We start from the raw sequence: 16,538 nt of genomic DNA, 5'->3' as shown, positions 1-16,538 counted from the left end.
GGAACGGATGGAAGCCATCAGAACCCGTCGTTTAATCCGTACATCCAAAATGGCGGCCGGCATTCGCCGGTGACCGCGTCATAGTTTTCGCTGGCCAGCGCCGCCATCTGCTCCGGATTGACCGACATCGCGGTACCTTTCGAGCATGGTTGCGCGCTTCACTACACCCTCACCCGCCTGCCCTGCAAGCGCGCAAGCATGGATAAAAGCATTCTGGCCCATCACTTCGTCCAATTCCGCGCTGGTGAAGAGCGAAAAGGACGGAATGTCTTCCCCGGTATTGGAACCGAGCTTCCAGGCCTTGCGGGCCTGGTCTATTTTCCTCACTCCATCGGCGGCCGCATCGGCCGCATGGAATACTGCGAGCGCCGCGCCGGAGCGCACGGCGGCATCTACCTTGGTGGCGCCGGTGACGAACTGGCTCGCCTTGCGGGCCATGTTCATCATGCCGACGAGATCGGCCGCGAGCAGGCGATCCACCAGCGCGCCGAGATCCACATCCGCCTTCGCCTCGGCCTTGAGGGCCCGGGCGAAGAGCTTTTTCTGAACCGCCCGGTCGACGAGCGACCGTTCAGCCTTGATCCAGCAGCCACGGCCCGGAAGCTGGCGCTTCAGGTCGGGCACGACCTGGCCGTTCGGGCCAGCCACGAAGCGGATCAGCGTTTCCGGCGATCCCGCCTCGCGGGTGACGATGCAGGTACGGCCGTTCACGACGATCTCGCCCAGGTCATCATCGACAGGTCCGTCATCGTTCTCTTCCGGCTCATTCGCGAGCGGGATCATTCCTGCTCTACGGCGTCCGCCTCCTCCGCTTCAGCTTCCGGCTCGGGGGCACCCTTTGCGAGATCTTCCTCGGTAATCCAGCCTGCCGACAGGCGGGCCTGGACGATCATGTTCTCGGCTTCGACGCGGGAAACGTCGAACTTCGAGAACAGGCCTTCGAACTTCTTCGTCACGCCGTCCTTGCGTTCGCTCCAGCCGACGAGGTCGTCGGCAGCGCAACCGGCAAAGTCCTCGATCGTCTTGATGCCGTCTTCGCCGAGCGCGACGAGCATCTGGGCGTTCAAGCCGTCGATCTGGCGCAGTTCGTCCTCGACGCCGAGTTCCTTGCGCTTGGCATCCATCTCGCTTTCGATCCGCTCCAGGTATTCGCGGGCGCGGGTCTGGATTTCGGTCGCGGTGTCTTCGTCGAAACCGTCGATCGAGGAGATTTCGTCGAGATCGACGTATGCCAGTTCCTCGACCTGGGCAAAGCCTTCCGAAGCCAGCACCTGGCCGACCATTTCGTCGACGTCGAGCGCGTCCATGAAGAGGTTGGTGCGCTCGTTGAATTCCTTCTGGCGGCGCTCCGACTCTTCGGCTTCCGTCATGATGTCGATGTCCCAGCCGGTCAGCTGCGACGCGAGGCGGACGTTCTGGCCGCGACGGCCGATGGCAAGCGACAGCTGCTCGTCCGGAACCACGACTTCGATGCGCTCGGCATCCTCGTCGAGAACCACCTTGGCGACTTCTGCCGGCTGCAGCGCGTTGACGATGAACGACGCCGGATCCTGCGACCACGGAATGATGTCGATCTTCTCGCCCTGAAGCTCGCCGACCACGGCCTGGACGCGCGAACCGCGCATACCGACGCAGGCGCCGACCGGATCGATCGAGCTATCGTTCGAGATGACGGCGATCTTGGCGCGCGAACCCGGATCGCGGGCGACCGACTTGATCTGGATGATGCCGTCGTAGATTTCCGGCACTTCCATGGTGAACAGCTTCACCATGAACTGCGGATGGGTACGCGACAGGAAAATCTGCGGGCCGCGCTGTTCGCGACGGACATCGTAGACATAGGCACGGACGCGATCGCCGTAGCGCATGTTTTCGCGCGGGATCATTTCGTCGCGGCGGATGATGCCTTCGCCGCGGCCGAGGTCGACGATCACGTTACCGTATTCGACGCGCTTGACGGTACCGTTGACGATTTCGCCGACGCGGTCCTTGAACTCGTCGAACTGACGGTCACGCTCGGCTTCGCGCACCTTCTGCACGATCACCTGCTTGGCCGACTGGGCGGCGATGCGGCCGAAATCCATCGGCGGCAGCGGGTCGGCAATGAAGTCGCCGATCTTGGCATCGACATTGCGGTCGAGCGCCAGCGCCAGCGGGATCTGCGTGCCGTAGTCTTCGGCGTGCTCGACGACTTCCAGCAGGCGCTGGAGCCGGATTTCGCCGGTCTTGGAATTGATATCGGCGCGGATGTTGGTTTCCGAGCCGTAGCGGGAGCGGGCAGCCTTCTGGATGGCGTCGGCCATCGCAGCCAGCACGATCTCCCGGTCGATGACCTTTTCGCGCGCCACTGCATCCGCGATCTGCAGAAGTTCAAGCCGGTTCGCACTCACTGCCATTGTCGTTGGTCTCCGTAGGTCAAAAGATGAGGCCTCTGCTCGAAAGGGCCCCTGGTCTCTGTTCGTTTATTCGTCGTCTTCTTCGCCGTTCTGGTTCGCGGCCTGCGCCTTGGCGAGCTTGTCGGCCCGAAGCGCGTCGCGGATCAGATCGTCGGTCAGAATGAGCTTTGCCTCGGCCAGTGCCGAAAACGGGATCGTCACCCGCGGTTCCTCGCCATAGGCGACCTGATCCCGCTCGATCGTAAAACCGTCCGTATTGCTTTCCGTGATCTTGCCGCGGAACCGCTTGCGGTTGTCGATCATGATCGACGTTTCGCATTTGACCAGATGGTTCAGCCAGCGGGTAAAATCCGACTTGCGCACCATCGGACGGTCGATGCCCGGCGAGGACACTTCCAGATGATACTCCCGATCGATGGGATCTTCTACATCCAGAACCGGCGAAATCGCCACGGACACCGCTTCGCAGCCGTCCACATCCATGGTCCCGTCATTGCGCTCGGCCATGATCTGCAGCGTCGCGCCGTTCTGGTTCAGCATCCGGACGCGCACCAGGCGGTAGTCCATGGCCGTCAGGACTGGCTCGATGATTTCGGCGACCCTCAGGTCAAGCCCGGTCTCGATGATGAGCCGCGGCTCGTATTCGGTTTGCGGCATAAGCTCTCCGGCAATCATTGCCCCATGGCTGGGCCCAATGTCTGGGTTACAGTGATCGCCTAACAAAAAAGAGCGGGTCCGGTGGGGCCCACTCTTCATCGGACGATCAAGAATATGGGGTGCATATACGCTTTCAGCCCCCCGATTGCAAGAGTCGCATATTCCGGGGCTTTGGCGACTGGAATTTGGTTCCGTCAGGTCTATAACCGTTCGGGACGACGCATGAAAAGAACGAGGACAAAAGTGCCCGATCGGATATCGACCCTGGCTCCCTTCAGGCACCCGACATTCAGAACAATCTGGATCGCCAGCCTCGCCTCCAATTTCGGCAGTCTGATCCAGGCCGTCGGCGCGGCGTGGATGATGACCTCGATTACCGATTCCGAGGACATGGTTGCGCTGGTCCAGGCCTCGACGGCGCTGCCGATCATGCTCTTTTCGCTGATTGCGGGCGCGCTGGCCGATAACGTCAACCGCCGCACGCTGATGCTGACGGCACAGTTCTTCATGCTCACCGTCTCGCTCACCCTGACGGTCTTCGCCTATCTCGACCTCCTGACGCCCTGGCTGCTTCTGACATTCACCTTTCTTCTCGGCTGCGGCGTGGCCCTCAACAACCCGGCCTGGCAGGCCTCGGTCGGCGACATGGTGCCTCGCGAGGTGCTGCCGGCCGCGGTGACGATCAACAGCGTCGGCTTCAACATCACCCGCAGCGTCGGCCCCGCGATCGGCGGCGCGATCGTTGCGGCTGCTGGCGCTGCCGCGGCGTTCGCTGTCAATTCGATGAGCTATTTCGCCTTGATCTACGCCTTGATCCGCTGGAAACCGGAAAGCCGCGACAATGCGCTGCCGCGCGAGACGCTGCTGCGGGCGCTTTCGGCAGGCCTCGGCTACGTCGTCATGTCGCCGAACATTCTCAACGTGCTGTTCCGCGGCCTTATCTTCGGCCTTTCGGCGAGTGCCGTCCTGGCGCTTCTGCCGATCGTCGCGCGCGATCTGGTCTCCGGCGGCCCGTTGACCTATGGCATCATGCTCGGCGCCTTCGGGGTCGGCGCGATCGCCGGCGCCATGGGCAATTCGCGGCTGCGCGAAAAGCTGTCGAGCGAATCGATCGTCCGCCTTTCCTTTCTCGGTTTTGCCGCGAGCGCTGCAATCATCGGCCTGAGTTCAAGCACGGCGCTGACGGCGCTCGTCCTCCTGGTGCCCGGTGCCTGTTGGGTTCTGGCTCTGTCGCTGTTCAACACGACAGTGCAGCTTTCGACGCCGCGCTGGGTGGTCGCCCGCGCGCTATCCTTCTATCAGACGGCGACTTTCGGCGGCATAGCCGGCGGAAGCTGGGTGTGGGGCATCCTGTCCGACACCTTCGGCGTCTCGATCGCGCTGACATTGTCGAGCCTTGTCATGCTGCTTGGCGCCGTCATCGGCATGCGTCTGCCTCTGCCGCAGTTCAGCGATGCCAATCTCGATCCGCTCAACCGGTTCAACGTGCCGCTGCTGGGCCTCGACCTGCAGCCGCGCAGCGGGCCGATCGTCTCGCTGGTGGACTACATTATCGCCGACGAGGACGTGGCCGAGTTCCTGGCGCTGATGTCGCAGCGACGCCGCATCCGCATCCGCGACGGTGCGCGGCAATGGGCGCTGATGCGCGATCTGGAACATCCGGAAATCTGGACGGAGACCTATCACACCGCCACCTGGGCCGATTACGTGCGCCACAACCAGCGCCGTACCCAGGCGGATGCCGAGGTCTGGGATGCAATCCGCGTTCTTCATCGCGGCGAAGAAGACCCGCGCGTCCACCGGATGATCGAGCGTCAGACGATCCCGCCGAGCGACGATATCTTCCACAAGTCGCCGCCCGACCTGCACCACTGACTACCTGATCTTTCCCTTGAGCGACGGATCGGGGAAGCAGGTCGGGGCAATCCCGTTCTTCGCCTGCCAGTCGCCGAGCGACCGGCGGGTCTTGTAGCCCGGCAGGCCGTCGACATTGCCGACATCGTAGCCCTTGGCGACCAGCGCCTTCTGCATGGCGAGAACGTCCGAGCGCAGCATCTTGCCGACATCGCCCCAGGATGCCTGGAACGGTCCGGCGCCGGAAGCGATCCGATCGGCCAGATTGCCGATGAACAGCGCGTAGAGATCCGAGTTGTTGTATTCCTTGATCACGTAGAAGTTCGGCGTGACGACGAATTCCGGCCCGTTGCGCCCCGCCGGCACCAGCATCATGCCATCCGCCTTGAGATCTGCCGCGGGAAACGCCTTGCCGGTAACGCGGGTGATGCCTGTCGCCGCCCAGGCCGAGATCGGCTTGGCGAGATCCGGCCCTTCCTGCGCACAGGAAACCTTTGCGGGGATCGTCACTTCGAACCCCCAGTCGCGGCCGCGTTGCCAGCCTTCCTTCTGCAGATAGTGGGCAATCGAGGCGAGCGCATCCGGTACCGAATTCCAGATGTCGGGACGGCCGTCACCATCGAAGTCGACGGCGTATTTCAGATAGCTCGACGGCATGAACTGCGGCTGGCCGAGCGCGCCGGCCCAGGAGCCCTTCATCGTGCCCGCATCCACATCGCCCCGCTCGATCATTTTCAGCGCCGCGATCAGTTCCTCGCGGAACATGTCCTTGCGGGTCGACATGAAGGCCTTGGTCGCCAGCACCTGCACGGCGGAATAGGGCATCCGCGCCTTGCCGAACCCGGATTCGCGGCCCCAGATGGCGACGACGATCTCGCCCGGGACGCCATAGGTCGCCTCGATCTTCTTCAGCGCCGCCGAATAGGTTTCTGCAAGCCCGCGGCCGGTGGCGGCGAGCCCCTGCAGGCGTTTTTCGGAAAAATAGGCCCCCGGCGAGGAAAACTCCGCCTGGCTCTGGTCCTGCTGTTTCGGCGGCTCCGAACCCGGTGGCACCAGGTCCGGCAGGTCCCAGTTCAGCGTCACGCCCTGAAAGGCGGCCTTCAACGTCTTCTCGGAAATCCCCGCTTTCCTGGCCACCGGTCCCAGATCGCCGGCGATCCATCGCTGGAACTGCTTTTCGACATCGGGACGGTTCTGGGCGAGAGCGGGGAGGGGGAGGAGGGTTGTGAATATGGCGAAAACCAATGCGAGGACTCGCCTGGAGGCACCCCCCTCTGTCCTGCCGGACATCTCCCCCTCAAGGGGGGAGATCGGATGGGGGTGACGTTCTGCCCAAATCACAGCAAGCGATTGGAAGAAGTACGGTATGCGTCGCCTGATGGAGTTCGGCGTGGGATTCTTAATAGGAAGCGAAGGGCGTGCCTCTGGCCGATCTCCCCCCTTGAGGGGGGTGAGGCACGGTCCGGCGAAGCCGGAGCGATCGATCCAGCGAATCGATCGCAGTGCCGAACGCCCGGCAGGGCAGAGGGGGGCGAGCTTGCTCAACGTTATCCTCATCAAGGCTCCAACCAGCGAGGCAGATGGGGTACGTCTCCACATACTCTATGCTTCCTTTAAATCGCCGTCCGCGCCCGAAGCGCCGCCGTCAGCGTGCCCTCGTCGAGATAATCGAGCTCCCCGCCGACCGGCACCCCGTGCGCCAGCCGGGTGATCTTCACGTCGATCCCCGAAAGCTGGTCGGTAATATAGTGTGCCGTGGTCTGCCCCTCGACCGTCGCGTTGACGGCGATGATGATCTCGCGGATGACGCCTTCGTTCACCCGGTCGATCAGCCCGCGGATGTTGAGATCGTCCGGCCCGATGCCGTCGAGCGGCGACAGCGTGCCGCCGAGCACGTGATAGGCGGTGTTCATCGCGCCCGCCCGCTCCAGCGCCCAGAGATCGGACACGTCCTCGACGACGATCAACATCGTCTGGTCGCGGCGGATGTCGGTGCAGACGGTACAGGGATCGACCGTATCGACATTGCCGCAGCGCGAGCAGATCTTCACCTTGTCATAGGCCTCGCCCATGGCGCTTGAAAGCGGTCCGAGCAGCTGTTCCTTCTTCTTGATCAGGTGCAGCGCCGCCCGGCGCGCCGAGCGTGGCCCAAGTCCGGGGACCTTTGCCAGAAGCTGGATGAGTTTTTCGATTTCGGGGCCGGTGACTCGCTTTGCCATGTTCTCCCTTTAGCCCATATGCTTGAAAAACGGAATCGCGGAAGGACCGCTCATGAAACTTCTCGCCATCTGTCTCGGTCGTCCGGAAAAGCTGCCGGGCAAGAGTTTCAAGACCGGCATCTACAAGTCGGCCGTCAATGCCGCCGTCATGATCGACAACCTCGGCCTCGTCGGCGATGCGGTCTGCAACACGAAACACCACGGCGGCGAAGACCAGGCGATCCTGCTCGAGGGGTCGCTGACGCTGGACTGGTGGGCGGCGGAACTTGGCCGGGATCTCCCGCCTGGTACCTTCGGCGAGAACCTGATCGTCGAGGGCCTCGACAACCGCGATGTCGCCGCCGGCGACCGTTTTTATATCGGCGAGGTCGTCCTCGAAGCGAGCTGCGCCCGCTCTCCCTGCAACACGTTCGCGGTGAAGATGGGCGACCCGACATTCGTCAAGACCTACAAGAACGGCGGCCGTCCCGGCATCTATTGCCGGGTCATCAAATCCGGCATGGTTTCGCCCGGCGATCCCGTCCGCCGCGAACCCTATGCCGGCGAGCGGGTGACGATCGCGGAAATGCTGGCCGCCGTCGGCAAAAACCTGTCAGACGTTGAAAAAGCCCGTTTTCTTGCGGCCCCCATCGGCAGCCGCTGGCGGCCGACCTTCGAGAACTAGCGCGTCGCGATCGCCGCGGCCGCACTCGCCTTCGCGCCGGCCGAAACCCGGTTGGCGATCTGCACTGCACGGCGGCTCTTCAGGAAGCCGCGTGCCTTTCCGGCGAGGAACATCCAGGAGAGGTTGACCGTCATCAGCACCAGGAATTGGCAGGCGAGGAGCTCCGCCCAGCCCAGCGTATTGATCGCATGGATGTCGATGATCGAGGGCAGCAGCGCGATGTAGAACATCATGATCTTCGGATTGCCGAGCGCCACCGACAGCGCCGCGAAGAACAGTTTGAGGCTCGACCGCGCTTCCGGCAGCTCTGCCTCGGACGTATCCGGCGAAGCCGTCCACATCTTCCAGGCGAGATAGAGAAGATAGGCGACCCCGAGCCATTTGATGGCGACGAAGACGTGGTTGAACGTCTCGGCGATCGCCGAAAGTCCCGCGACCGCCACCGTAAGCCACACCGCATCGCCGACCCACATGCCGATCAGGAAGGGAAACACGCCGCGCGTGCCCTTCGAGATCACCCGCGCAACGAGCGCGGCGATGCTGGGGCCGGGCGTGCCGGCGGCGATGAACAATGCACCGGCAAAGACGATCATGGATGTCAGCGTCATCGGAACCTCCCTAGTCCATCAGACGAGGATCAGAACGGCATCTTGAAGCCGGGCGGGATCGGCAGGCCGGCGGTCAGTTCCTTGGTCTTTTCGGCGGTGATCGCCTCGGCACGCTCCTTGGCGGCCTTGTGGGCGGCGACGATCAGGTCTTCGAGGATCTCGACGTCGTCTTCCTTGAACAGCGACGGATCGATCTTCAAGGCCAGCATCTCGCCCTTGCCGTTGAGATGGACGGTCACCAGCCCGCCGCCGGATGTGCCTTCGACGTCGAGAGCGGCGATTTCCGCCTGCATCTGCTCCATCTTGGCCTGCATTTCCTTGACCTTGCCCATCATGCCCATGATGTCGCGCATCTGTCTCGTCCTCTTCTCTTATAGCTCGATGTCGTCGCCGGGCAGGATGTCGCCCTCTTCGGATTCCGCGGTCGCCGCTGCCGGCAGGTCCTCGGTCTCGCTCTCATCCTCTTCGCTGACGCGGATACGCACGTCGGTAATCCTGGCGCCGGGGAACTGGGCGAGGATCGCCGCCACGTCCGGATCGGCGCGGGCGTCGGTGAACTGCGCTTCCCGCACGCTCTTTTCCGATTCGACCAGGGTCGGCTCGCCGGCCTCGTTGCTGAGCGTCACCCACCAGGTGATCCCGGTCCATTCCTCCAGCCGTGCCTTCAGGTCGCCGGCAATGGTCTTCGGCGCATCGCCGGAAAGGTTGATCTCCAGCCGGCCCGGCTCGAGCTTCACCAGCCGCACGAAATTGCGCAACAGCGCCTTCAGCCGCGGATCGCGGTTCTTGGAGCAGAGATCGGCGATATCCGATATCGAGTTGACCGCAACCTTCGGCACCGGCTTTTCGGCCGGCTGTTCTTGCGTGCTGCCGACGGGGATTTCCCGCGGCATGGTATTCGGCACGGCCTGCAGCATGGCGGTCGGCCCGCCGGCCGGAATACGCGGGGCCGACATTTCCGTGCCGCGCGCATTGACCGGCGATTGCGGCGGCGAAACGGGCCGCCCGCCGCCATTGCCGTTCGGAACCGGCGCCCGCTGGCCGTCGCCATTGGAAAAATCCGCAAGCCTGCGCGCGGCATCTTCCGGCGAGGGAAGATGGGCCGCATGCGTCAGCCGGATCAGCACCATTTCGGCGGCACCCGCCGGGCGCGAGGAGTTTTCCGCTTCCGGAATACCCTTCAAGAGCATCTGCCAGATGCGCGACAGGGTGCTGACCGCCACGCCGTCCGCAAATTCCCGGCCGCGCACGCGCTCCACTTCGCTGATCGAAGGGTCGTTGGCGGCGTCCGGGATATATTTGAAGCGGGTGGTCAGGTGGGTGAAATCGGCAAGGTCGGTCAAGACCACGACCGGATTGGCGCCAGCCTCGTATTGCGCCGTAAATTCCGAAAGCGCCGCCGTCACGTCGCCGCGCACGATATGTTCGAAAAGGTCGACGATGCGGGCGCGGTCGGCAAGCCCCAGCATGCCGCGCACGGTTTCCGCGATCACGCTGCCGCCGCCATGGGCGATCGCTTGGTCGAGCAGCGACAGGCCGTCGCGCGCCGAACCCTCGGCGGCGCGGGCGATCATCGACAGCGCCTCCTGCTCGGCCGGGATGCCTTCCTTTTCGAGGATCGTCGTGAACAGCCCTACCAGATCGGCGGCGCTGATGCGGCGCAGGTCGAAGCGCTGGCAGCGCGACAGCACGGTGATCGGAACTTTTCGGATTTCGGTCGTCGCGAAGATGAACTTCACATGTTCCGGCGGCTCTTCGAGCGTCTTCAGCAGACCGTTGAAGGCCTGCGTCGAGAGCATGTGCACTTCGTCGATGATATAGACTTTGTAGCGCGCCGAGACCGGGCGGTAGCGCACCTGCTCGATGATTTCGCGGATGTCGTCGATGCCCGTATGGGAGGCGGCGTCCATCTCGATCACGTCGACATGCCGGCCTTCCATGATCGCCTGGCAATGTTCGCCGGGGATGCGCAGGTCGATGGTCGGTTTGTCGATATCGGGCGTCTTGTAGTTCAGCGCGCGGGCGAGGATGCGGGCAGTCGTCGTCTTGCCGACCCCGCGAACGCCGGTCAGCATATAGGCCTGGGCGATGCGGCCGGTCTCGAACGCGTTGGTCAGCGTGCGGACCATCGGCTCCTGGCCGACCATCAGGTCCGAAAAATCCTTGGGGCGGTATTTGCGGGCGAGCACTCGGTATGCGCTGCCGGCAGCCGCGTTTGCGGCAGGAGTGCTTGGAGATGTGGGCCCGGTATCGCTCATTCAGTCCTGCCAGCCTGCGCGGGCCAATCCTGAGCACGGTCTTGACCGGGCCGGAAGCTGACCAAGATGGTAGTACACGTAAAAGGGTGGGAGGCTGGCACGGCGACCCGTGCCTGGCTCGTTAGGGCTGCTTCCTTCCGGACCTGACCCGGTTGGCGAGTGGCTCGTCCACCACCAACCTCCCACCGTCCATATCGTCAATAACGCTTCCAAATGCAAGCCAACCCTGTAAAAAACTGCTATCGAACAGAAAAACAAGGGAGGAAAGTTTGAGCGAATTCGAACTGGACGGGAGGATAACCCGCGATTCCGATCTTGTGACGGCGCTGGACCTCTGCCAGCTGCGCATCCAGAACGACAGCCGCTGGCCCTGGCTGGTCATGGTGCCGCAACGCCCCGGCATGACCGAGATCTTCGATCTTTCGCCCACGGAACAGGCGCTGCTCTCCGCCGAGGTCAACAAGGTGGCAGCAGCCCTGAAGACGGTGACCGGCGCCACCAAGATCAATGTCGGCGCACTCGGCAATATCGTCCGCCAGCTGCATGTCCATGTCATTGCAAGGTTCGAAGGCGATCCGAACTGGCCCGGCCCGATCTGGGGTTTCGGTCAGGCGGCGCCTTATGGCGAATCACAGAAACAAGATTTCCTCAACAAACTGGTTGAAGCGCTTTCATGACCGCGACCCTATTCGAGACCGACGCACCCCATCCCGAACCGAGCACGCTGACGGCGTTTTCCGGCAACAAGCTGGATCGGCGGGCCGAGTACCGAGAAGACGATTGCGTCGAAAAGGCGCTCGCCGTCGAGGGCGCCCATATCCTCGCCTTCACCGGCAGCCGGGTGATCCTCAAGCATGACAGCCAGATCCTCGACCCGCTGTTTTCTCCCTATGAGCTTGCGGAACTGAAGCCGGATTTCGATAACGCCGTGCTGCTCGGTTACCACGAGACCGGCGAGCCGCGCATCGCCGTCCCGGTGCTGATCGCGGCAGAGGAACTGGCGGGCCACTACAAGCCGACCGAGGCCCGCGCGCTCTTTCGCGACCAGCTCATCGAAGGCGAACTGCAGGGCGAGATCGCCCAGGCTGTCGCGCTGCTCAACTGGAACGCCGCCAACAGGTTCTGCGGCAAATGCGGATCGCCGACCGAAACCAGGATCGGCGGCTACAAGCGCGTCTGCACCCAGTGCCAGCACATGACCTTCCCGCGCACAGACCCGGTGGTGATCATGCTCACCATCGACACCGAGCGCGACCGCTGCCTGCTCGGCCGCAGCCACCATTTCCAGGAGGGCATGTATTCCTGCCTCGCCGGTTTCGTGGAGCCTGGCGAGACGATCGAGGATGCGGTGCGCCGCGAGACCTTCGAGGAATCCGGCATCGAGACCGGCCGGGTGCGTTACCACGCCTCGCAGCCTTGGCCGATGCCGCATTCGCTGATGATCGGCTGTTACGCCGAGGCGAAATCCACCGAGATCAGGATCGATCCACAGGAAATGGCCGATGTCCGCTGGTTCGAGCGCGCCGAGGCCGCCGCCATGCTCGATGCTGGGCCGGACGCCCCGCTTTTCGCGCCGGTCAAGGGCGCCATCGCCCACCGCCTGCTGCGAGACTGGATCGAGTGGGGTGACGAACGGTCAAGCGAAGCTTGAGCAATCGATCCAGCGAATCGATTGCAGTGAGGAACGCCCGGAGCGCAAGCGAAAGGCAGAGCGGTCAAGCGAAGCTTGAGCAATCGATCCAGTGGATCGATTGCAGCGAGTGAGGACTGGTCGGCGAAGCCGACGGAATGATCCAGTGAATCATTCCGAAGGACGAACGCGCTGAGCCAAAGCGAAGCGCCGGCCGGTCGGCGAACTCGACGCAATGACCCGGTGAAACATCCCGCGAGACGAACACCCGAAGCGGGGCCGAGCGGCAAGGCCCATGTGAGTGGCCAGGAAAAGACACGGGGGCACAATTTCATGACCGTTGCCCGCTCCGAGCGCCTTCTGGCTCTTCTCCAGACGCTCCGGCGCTACCGCCAGCCGGTCAGCGGCGCGAAACTCGCCGCCGAGACCGGTGTCAGCCTGCGCACGCTCTACCGCGATATCGCCAGCCTCCAGGCGCAAGGGGCCTTCATCGAAGGCGAGGCGGGTCTTGGCTACGTATTGCGGCCTGGCTTCATGCTGCCGCCGATGATGTTTTCGCAGGAGGAGATCGAGGCGCTGGTGCTCGGCTCCCGCTGGGTAGCGAAGACTGCCGATGCGCGGCTGGCCGCCGGCGCCGTCGATGCGCTCGCCAAGATCGCCGCCGTGCTGCCGCCGGACCTGAAGGAGGAACTTGACAATTCGACGCTGCTTGTCGGCGCGCCGCGACGAAGCGAGGACCGGGCAGATCTCGCCCTGATCCGAAGGGCTATCCGCGCCGAGCACATCCTCGAACTCGCCTATGAGGACGAAAAGGGGGCGCTGACCCATCGAAAAGTCTGGCCATTCGCCCTCGGCTTCTTCGACAGCGTCAGGGTCATGATCGCCTGGTGCGAACTGAGGCAAGACTTCCGGCATTTCCGCACCGATCGCATTTCGTCGGCGGTTTCGACCGAAACGCGTTATCCGCGCCGCCGGCCGGTCCTGCTCAAGGAGTGGCGGCAGGCCGAGGGAATTCCGCCTCAGCCATGAACGCTGCTGCCATTATCTGACAGTAGGGTGCGATAATCTCCGGTCAGTCCCAACCAAAGGAGAACTGACATGATCCACCCTGATTTCACCATCCTCTTCGTCGACAATCCGCTCGCCAGCGCCGATTTCTACCAGTCCCTGTTCGGCACCGAACCCGTGGAAAAATCCCCGACCTTTGCACTCTTCGTGCTGAACACCGGCATGAAGCTCGGCCTGTGGTCACGCCACACCGCCGAGCCCTCGGTAACCGCTGGCACCGGCGCCTCGGAAATATGCTTCAAGCACGGCGATGCCGCCGGCGTCGACAAGGTCTATGCCGACTGGACGAGCCGCGGCCTGCGCGTGCTGCAGACGCCGGTAGAGATGGATTTCGGCTATACGTTCGCCGTCACCGATCCGGACGGACACCGGCTGCGGGTCTATGCGATGAGCGCCGCGTAAGCGCGAAAGGAGGTCGGCAGCGGCGGGCGTGACACCCCCTCTGCCCTGCCGGGCATCTCCCCCTCAAGGGGGGAGATCGCAAGCGACCTTAACGTTTGCCGGGAGAGCAACAGGTAGTTGTTTTGGGAAGTCAGCGCCCGGCCATCTCCCGCCCTCATCAGACAGTGGAAACCTATTTCTCTTTGTCAGCCTCGTGGTCAGAAGGCGCGGTGCTCGTCGTGGTGTTTGAGCGTCGTTTGAAGTCCTCAATAAATGCCCTATTCCGCTCCCTCAGTTCTTCGATCGCGGGCCGGGCTTCGGTTCTGAAGTAGTCGTGTATGAGGAAAGTGCTGTGGACAAGGATGCCGAGGTAGGTGCTCGACGTCCAGACTAGGTCCTCGGTGGTGGGCAGGTCGAAAATGACCAGCTCTGGTTGGTTGCCATCGCTCAATCTTAGATGACGGGAGATGAGCGCCCTGATGTTGTTATGGGACTCATTGCACAGATTGTTGTAGATCGACCGATAAGTGTTCTCCATTCCCGCTTTTCGGAAGCGATCGAACGCGTTGAGGGAAGGTGTGGCAGCCAAGGCGGCAAGGTCGTCTTTGTGCTGCTGCAGGAGAGCTGCGGCTTCAGGATTGTCACGGAAGCTTTGTAAGAACGGGCTTCCTCCGGCTAGACCGTGCCGCCCTAAGATAATCCACTGTTCGTGGAATGACGCTTTCATATGGCCGAGATAGGTAACATCCCCGCATAGATTGACGAGGTCGACATAGGCCTCGAGGGTCGCTCGCAAGATAATATTCAAGGTCGCGTTGGCCTCTCCTCGCCGGAGAATTAGAACGTCATGCGTCTGCTCAACTATGGAGGCATACAGCGAGACGATCGTTCGGTGGAGTTCGCTACGTTTGTCGAACATTACCTTGGGTAAGTGAGCAACGGCCTCTTGATACGTCTCATGCAAAAATTCGAACATGCGATCTCCCTCTTTGCGGAGTATGTCGCACCAGTTCCCGGCGCTTCGCTTTGGCTCAGCGCGTTCGAGGCTCAACACGCTCCACTGGAGCGTTTTGCTGGGAAAAGTCCATCGCCTCTCACCCCTTCTGCAGCGCCCCGCGCATCGGGTGGCCCTTGTACGTGCCGAGAACCCGCACCTTCTCCGAGAAGAACCGCAGCTCTTCCAGCGCCCGCCGCACCGGCGCGTCGTCCGGATGGCCTTCGATATCCGCGTAGAACTGGGTCGCCACGAATTTGCCGCCGAGCTGGTAGCTTTCGAGCTTGGTCATGTTGATGCCGTTGGTCGCAAAGCCGCCCATCGCCTTGTAGAGCGCGGCCGGAATGTTGCGGACGTTGAACACGAAGGTCGTGACCAGCACCTCGTCGGGATTGTTCCGCTGCACCCATTTTTCGTCGCGCGAGAGCACCACGAAGCGGGTCACGTTGTCGTCCCGGTCCTCGACATTTTCCGCCAGGATTTCAAGACCATAGAGGTCGGCCGCAAGCCGCGGCGCGAGTGCAGCCATGGTGCGGTCGCCCTTTTCGGCCACCATCTTGGCGGAGCCGGCCGTGTCGCCGGCGACGACCGCCTTCCAGCCGTTCGAACGGATGATCTTGCGGCACTGGCCGAGCGCATGGATATGGCTGTGGACGGTGCGGATTTCCTCGCGCGTCACGCCGGGCAGCACCATCAGCTGGAAGCGGATCGGCATGAAATATTCGCCGATGATATGCAGCCGCGATTCCGGCAGGAGGTGATGGATGTCGGCCACACGGCCGGCGATGGTGTTCTCGATCGGGATCATCGCCAGGTCCGCATCGCCGTTTTCGAGCGCCTGGAACGCGTCCTCGAAAGTCGGGCAGGGGAGCGGCTCCATGGTCGGGAACATGTCGCGGCAGGCCATGTCGGAATTGGCGCCGAAATCGCCCTGGAAGGCGATGCGATTGGTGAGTGCGTTCATGGGGTTATCCGTTACGAGGAGGCGCGCGCGGCCAGGCGGCCGGAAAGGATCGCACGGGCCTTTTCAAGGTCGGCGGGAGTATCGACGCCTAAGGGAACCGAGTCAACGATCTCGGCATCGATGCGCATGCCGGCTTCGAGTGCCCTGAGCTGCTCGAGCGATTCGCGCTTTTCGAGCACGGACGGCCCGAGCGACACGAATTTTTCGAGCGCCCCGCGGCGATAGGCATAGAGGCCGATATGGTGATAGAGCGGGCCGTTGCCATAGGGCGCCGTCGCGCGGGTAAAATAAAGCGCCTTCAGCCGGCTGGCGGAAATCGGCGAACCGACGATCTTCACCACGTTCGGATTGGTCTTCTCGTGCTCGTCGGTGATCTCGACCGTCAGCGTGCCGATATCGGTCGAAGGGTTTTCCTGCAGGGGCCTGAGCGAGCCGCGCACCGCGTCCGGCTCGATCGTCGGCAGGTCGCCCTGCACGTTGATGACGAAGTCCATCTGCGCGTCCGGATCGGCTTTCTGGACCGCTTCGAAAATGCGGTCCGACCCGGACTGATGGTCCTGCCGGGTCATCACCACGTCGAAGCCTGCGGCGGCCACGGCGTCGTAGACGTCCTGGTGGTCGACGGCGACGATGATTCGCCCGACCTGCGCTTCCTCGGCCCGTTTTGCTACCTGAACGATCATCGGCAGGCCGCAAATATCAGCCAGAGGTTTCCCCGGCAGGCGCGTCGACGCCATTCGTGCCGGGATCAACACCAGCGTCCGGTCAAAAGCCGAATTCTTCATGGAAAGACCCTTCTATTCCCGCGTAAACAGTGTCAAAAAGTCTCACGCGCGGGACGATAA

Annotated in this window: 17 protein-coding genes and 1 other RNA gene; 6 read left to right on the top strand and 12 right to left on the bottom strand. The window is 62.8% G+C overall.

Going from position 1 to position 16,538, the window contains the following annotated elements:
- Positions 1 to 78: 78 nt before the first annotated feature.
- The 3 genes from PMI07_RS04075 to rimP all read right to left on the bottom strand — a co-directional run bounded on the left by PMI07_RS04075 (position 79) and on the right by rimP (position 3,053).
- Entirely contained in the window at positions 79 to 783 is a 705-nt protein-coding gene (locus PMI07_RS04075) for an RNA-binding protein (RefSeq protein WP_007756425.1), read from the bottom strand.
- Complete coding sequence (gene nusA / locus PMI07_RS04070) at positions 780 to 2,396, bottom strand: transcription termination factor NusA (RefSeq protein WP_007756426.1); 1,617 nt, start codon at positions 2,394 to 2,396, stop codon at positions 780 to 782. Before nusA ends, PMI07_RS04075 begins: the two co-directional genes overlap by 4 nt.
- 66 nt (positions 2,397 to 2,462) lie before the next feature.
- On the bottom strand, positions 2,463 to 3,053 hold the full coding sequence (gene rimP, locus PMI07_RS04065) for a ribosome maturation factor RimP (protein WP_007756431.1): 591 nt from the start codon (positions 3,051 to 3,053) through the stop codon (positions 2,463 to 2,465).
- 222 nt (positions 3,054 to 3,275) lie between these two features.
- Between rimP and PMI07_RS04060 the strand changes: the two genes are divergently transcribed.
- A complete protein-coding gene (locus PMI07_RS04060) occupies positions 3,276 to 4,928 on the top strand; it encodes an MFS transporter (RefSeq protein WP_051484076.1) in 1,653 nt (550 codons plus the stop codon).
- Here the strand turns inward: PMI07_RS04060 and PMI07_RS04055 are convergent, their stop codons facing one another.
- Together PMI07_RS04055 and recR are read right to left on the bottom strand one after the other, a co-directional pair.
- Positions 4,929 to 6,197, bottom strand: a complete 1,269-nt coding sequence (locus PMI07_RS04055) for a lytic murein transglycosylase (protein ID WP_024163542.1) — start codon at positions 6,195 to 6,197, stop codon at positions 4,929 to 4,931.
- Between the two features lie 323 nt (positions 6,198 to 6,520).
- The gene (recR, locus tag PMI07_RS04050; RefSeq protein WP_007769406.1) at positions 6,521 to 7,126 is read right to left on the bottom strand and encodes a recombination mediator RecR; all 606 of its coding nucleotides are present in this window, start codon (positions 7,124 to 7,126) and stop codon (positions 6,521 to 6,523) included.
- 52 nt (positions 7,127 to 7,178) lie between these two features.
- Between recR and PMI07_RS04045 the strand changes: the two genes are divergently transcribed.
- Positions 7,179 to 7,790, top strand: coding sequence for an MOSC domain-containing protein (locus PMI07_RS04045; protein ID WP_007769408.1), 612 nt, complete (start codon positions 7,179 to 7,181; stop codon positions 7,788 to 7,790).
- On the opposite strand, the gene PMI07_RS04040 is transcribed toward PMI07_RS04045, so the two are convergent.
- From PMI07_RS04040 to ffs, 4 genes are all read right to left on the bottom strand, one after another.
- Positions 7,787 to 8,398, bottom strand: a complete 612-nt coding sequence (locus PMI07_RS04040) for a LysE family translocator (protein ID WP_007769409.1) — start codon at positions 8,396 to 8,398, stop codon at positions 7,787 to 7,789. The genes PMI07_RS04045 and PMI07_RS04040 overlap by 4 nt on opposite strands.
- Before the next feature lie 29 nt (positions 8,399 to 8,427).
- Complete coding sequence (locus PMI07_RS04035) at positions 8,428 to 8,751, bottom strand: YbaB/EbfC family nucleoid-associated protein (RefSeq protein WP_007769411.1); 324 nt, start codon at positions 8,749 to 8,751, stop codon at positions 8,428 to 8,430.
- Between the two features lie 18 nt (positions 8,752 to 8,769).
- A complete protein-coding gene (locus PMI07_RS04030; RefSeq protein WP_024163541.1) occupies positions 8,770 to 10,656 on the bottom strand; it encodes a DNA polymerase III subunit gamma/tau in 1,887 nt (628 codons plus the stop codon).
- Positions 10,657 to 10,742: 86 nt separating this feature from the next.
- An RNA gene (gene ffs / locus PMI07_RS33915) (signal recognition particle sRNA small type) lies at positions 10,743 to 10,839 on the bottom strand.
- Positions 10,840 to 10,925: 86 nt separating this feature from the next.
- Here ffs and PMI07_RS04025 point away from each other — a divergent pair.
- From PMI07_RS04025 to PMI07_RS04010, 4 genes are all read left to right on the top strand, one after another.
- Positions 10,926 to 11,333, top strand: a complete 408-nt coding sequence (locus tag PMI07_RS04025; RefSeq protein WP_007769494.1) for an HIT family protein — start codon at positions 10,926 to 10,928, stop codon at positions 11,331 to 11,333.
- Positions 11,330 to 12,307: an NAD(+) diphosphatase gene (gene nudC, locus PMI07_RS04020; RefSeq protein ID WP_007769496.1), complete on the top strand. Its 978-nt coding sequence runs from the start codon at positions 11,330 to 11,332 to the stop codon at positions 12,305 to 12,307. The genes PMI07_RS04025 and nudC overlap by 4 nt, the downstream gene beginning before the upstream one ends.
- A 312-nt stretch (positions 12,308 to 12,619) precedes the next feature.
- Complete coding sequence (locus PMI07_RS04015) at positions 12,620 to 13,315, top strand: YafY family protein (protein WP_024163540.1); 696 nt, start codon at positions 12,620 to 12,622, stop codon at positions 13,313 to 13,315.
- A 69-nt stretch (positions 13,316 to 13,384) separates the two neighbouring features.
- The gene (locus tag PMI07_RS04010; protein ID WP_007771138.1) at positions 13,385 to 13,756 is read left to right on the top strand and encodes a VOC family protein; all 372 of its coding nucleotides are present in this window, start codon (positions 13,385 to 13,387) and stop codon (positions 13,754 to 13,756) included.
- Positions 13,757 to 13,928: 172 nt separating this feature from the next.
- Here the strand turns inward: PMI07_RS04010 and PMI07_RS04005 are convergent, their stop codons facing one another.
- From PMI07_RS04005 to PMI07_RS03995, 3 genes are all read right to left on the bottom strand, one after another.
- The gene (locus tag PMI07_RS04005; RefSeq protein ID WP_007771143.1) at positions 13,929 to 14,711 is read right to left on the bottom strand and encodes a DUF5677 domain-containing protein; all 783 of its coding nucleotides are present in this window, start codon (positions 14,709 to 14,711) and stop codon (positions 13,929 to 13,931) included.
- Positions 14,712 to 14,829: 118 nt separating this feature from the next.
- Positions 14,830 to 15,693 (bottom strand): prephenate dehydratase, encoded by an 864-nt coding sequence (locus PMI07_RS04000; RefSeq protein WP_007771144.1) that lies wholly within the window; start codon positions 15,691 to 15,693, stop codon positions 14,830 to 14,832.
- A gap of 11 nt (positions 15,694 to 15,704) precedes the next feature.
- Positions 15,705 to 16,478: a 3-deoxy-manno-octulosonate cytidylyltransferase gene (locus PMI07_RS03995; protein ID WP_007771146.1), complete on the bottom strand. Its 774-nt coding sequence runs from the start codon at positions 16,476 to 16,478 to the stop codon at positions 15,705 to 15,707.
- Positions 16,479 to 16,538 lie beyond the last annotated feature (60 nt).

It is taken from the genome of Rhizobium sp. CF080 (genome assembly GCF_000282095.2).
GTDB lineage: Bacteria > Pseudomonadota > Alphaproteobacteria > Rhizobiales > Rhizobiaceae > Neorhizobium.
The sequence above is the reverse complement of the archived record's forward strand: the minus strand, read 5'-3'. Positions and strand labels throughout refer to the sequence as shown.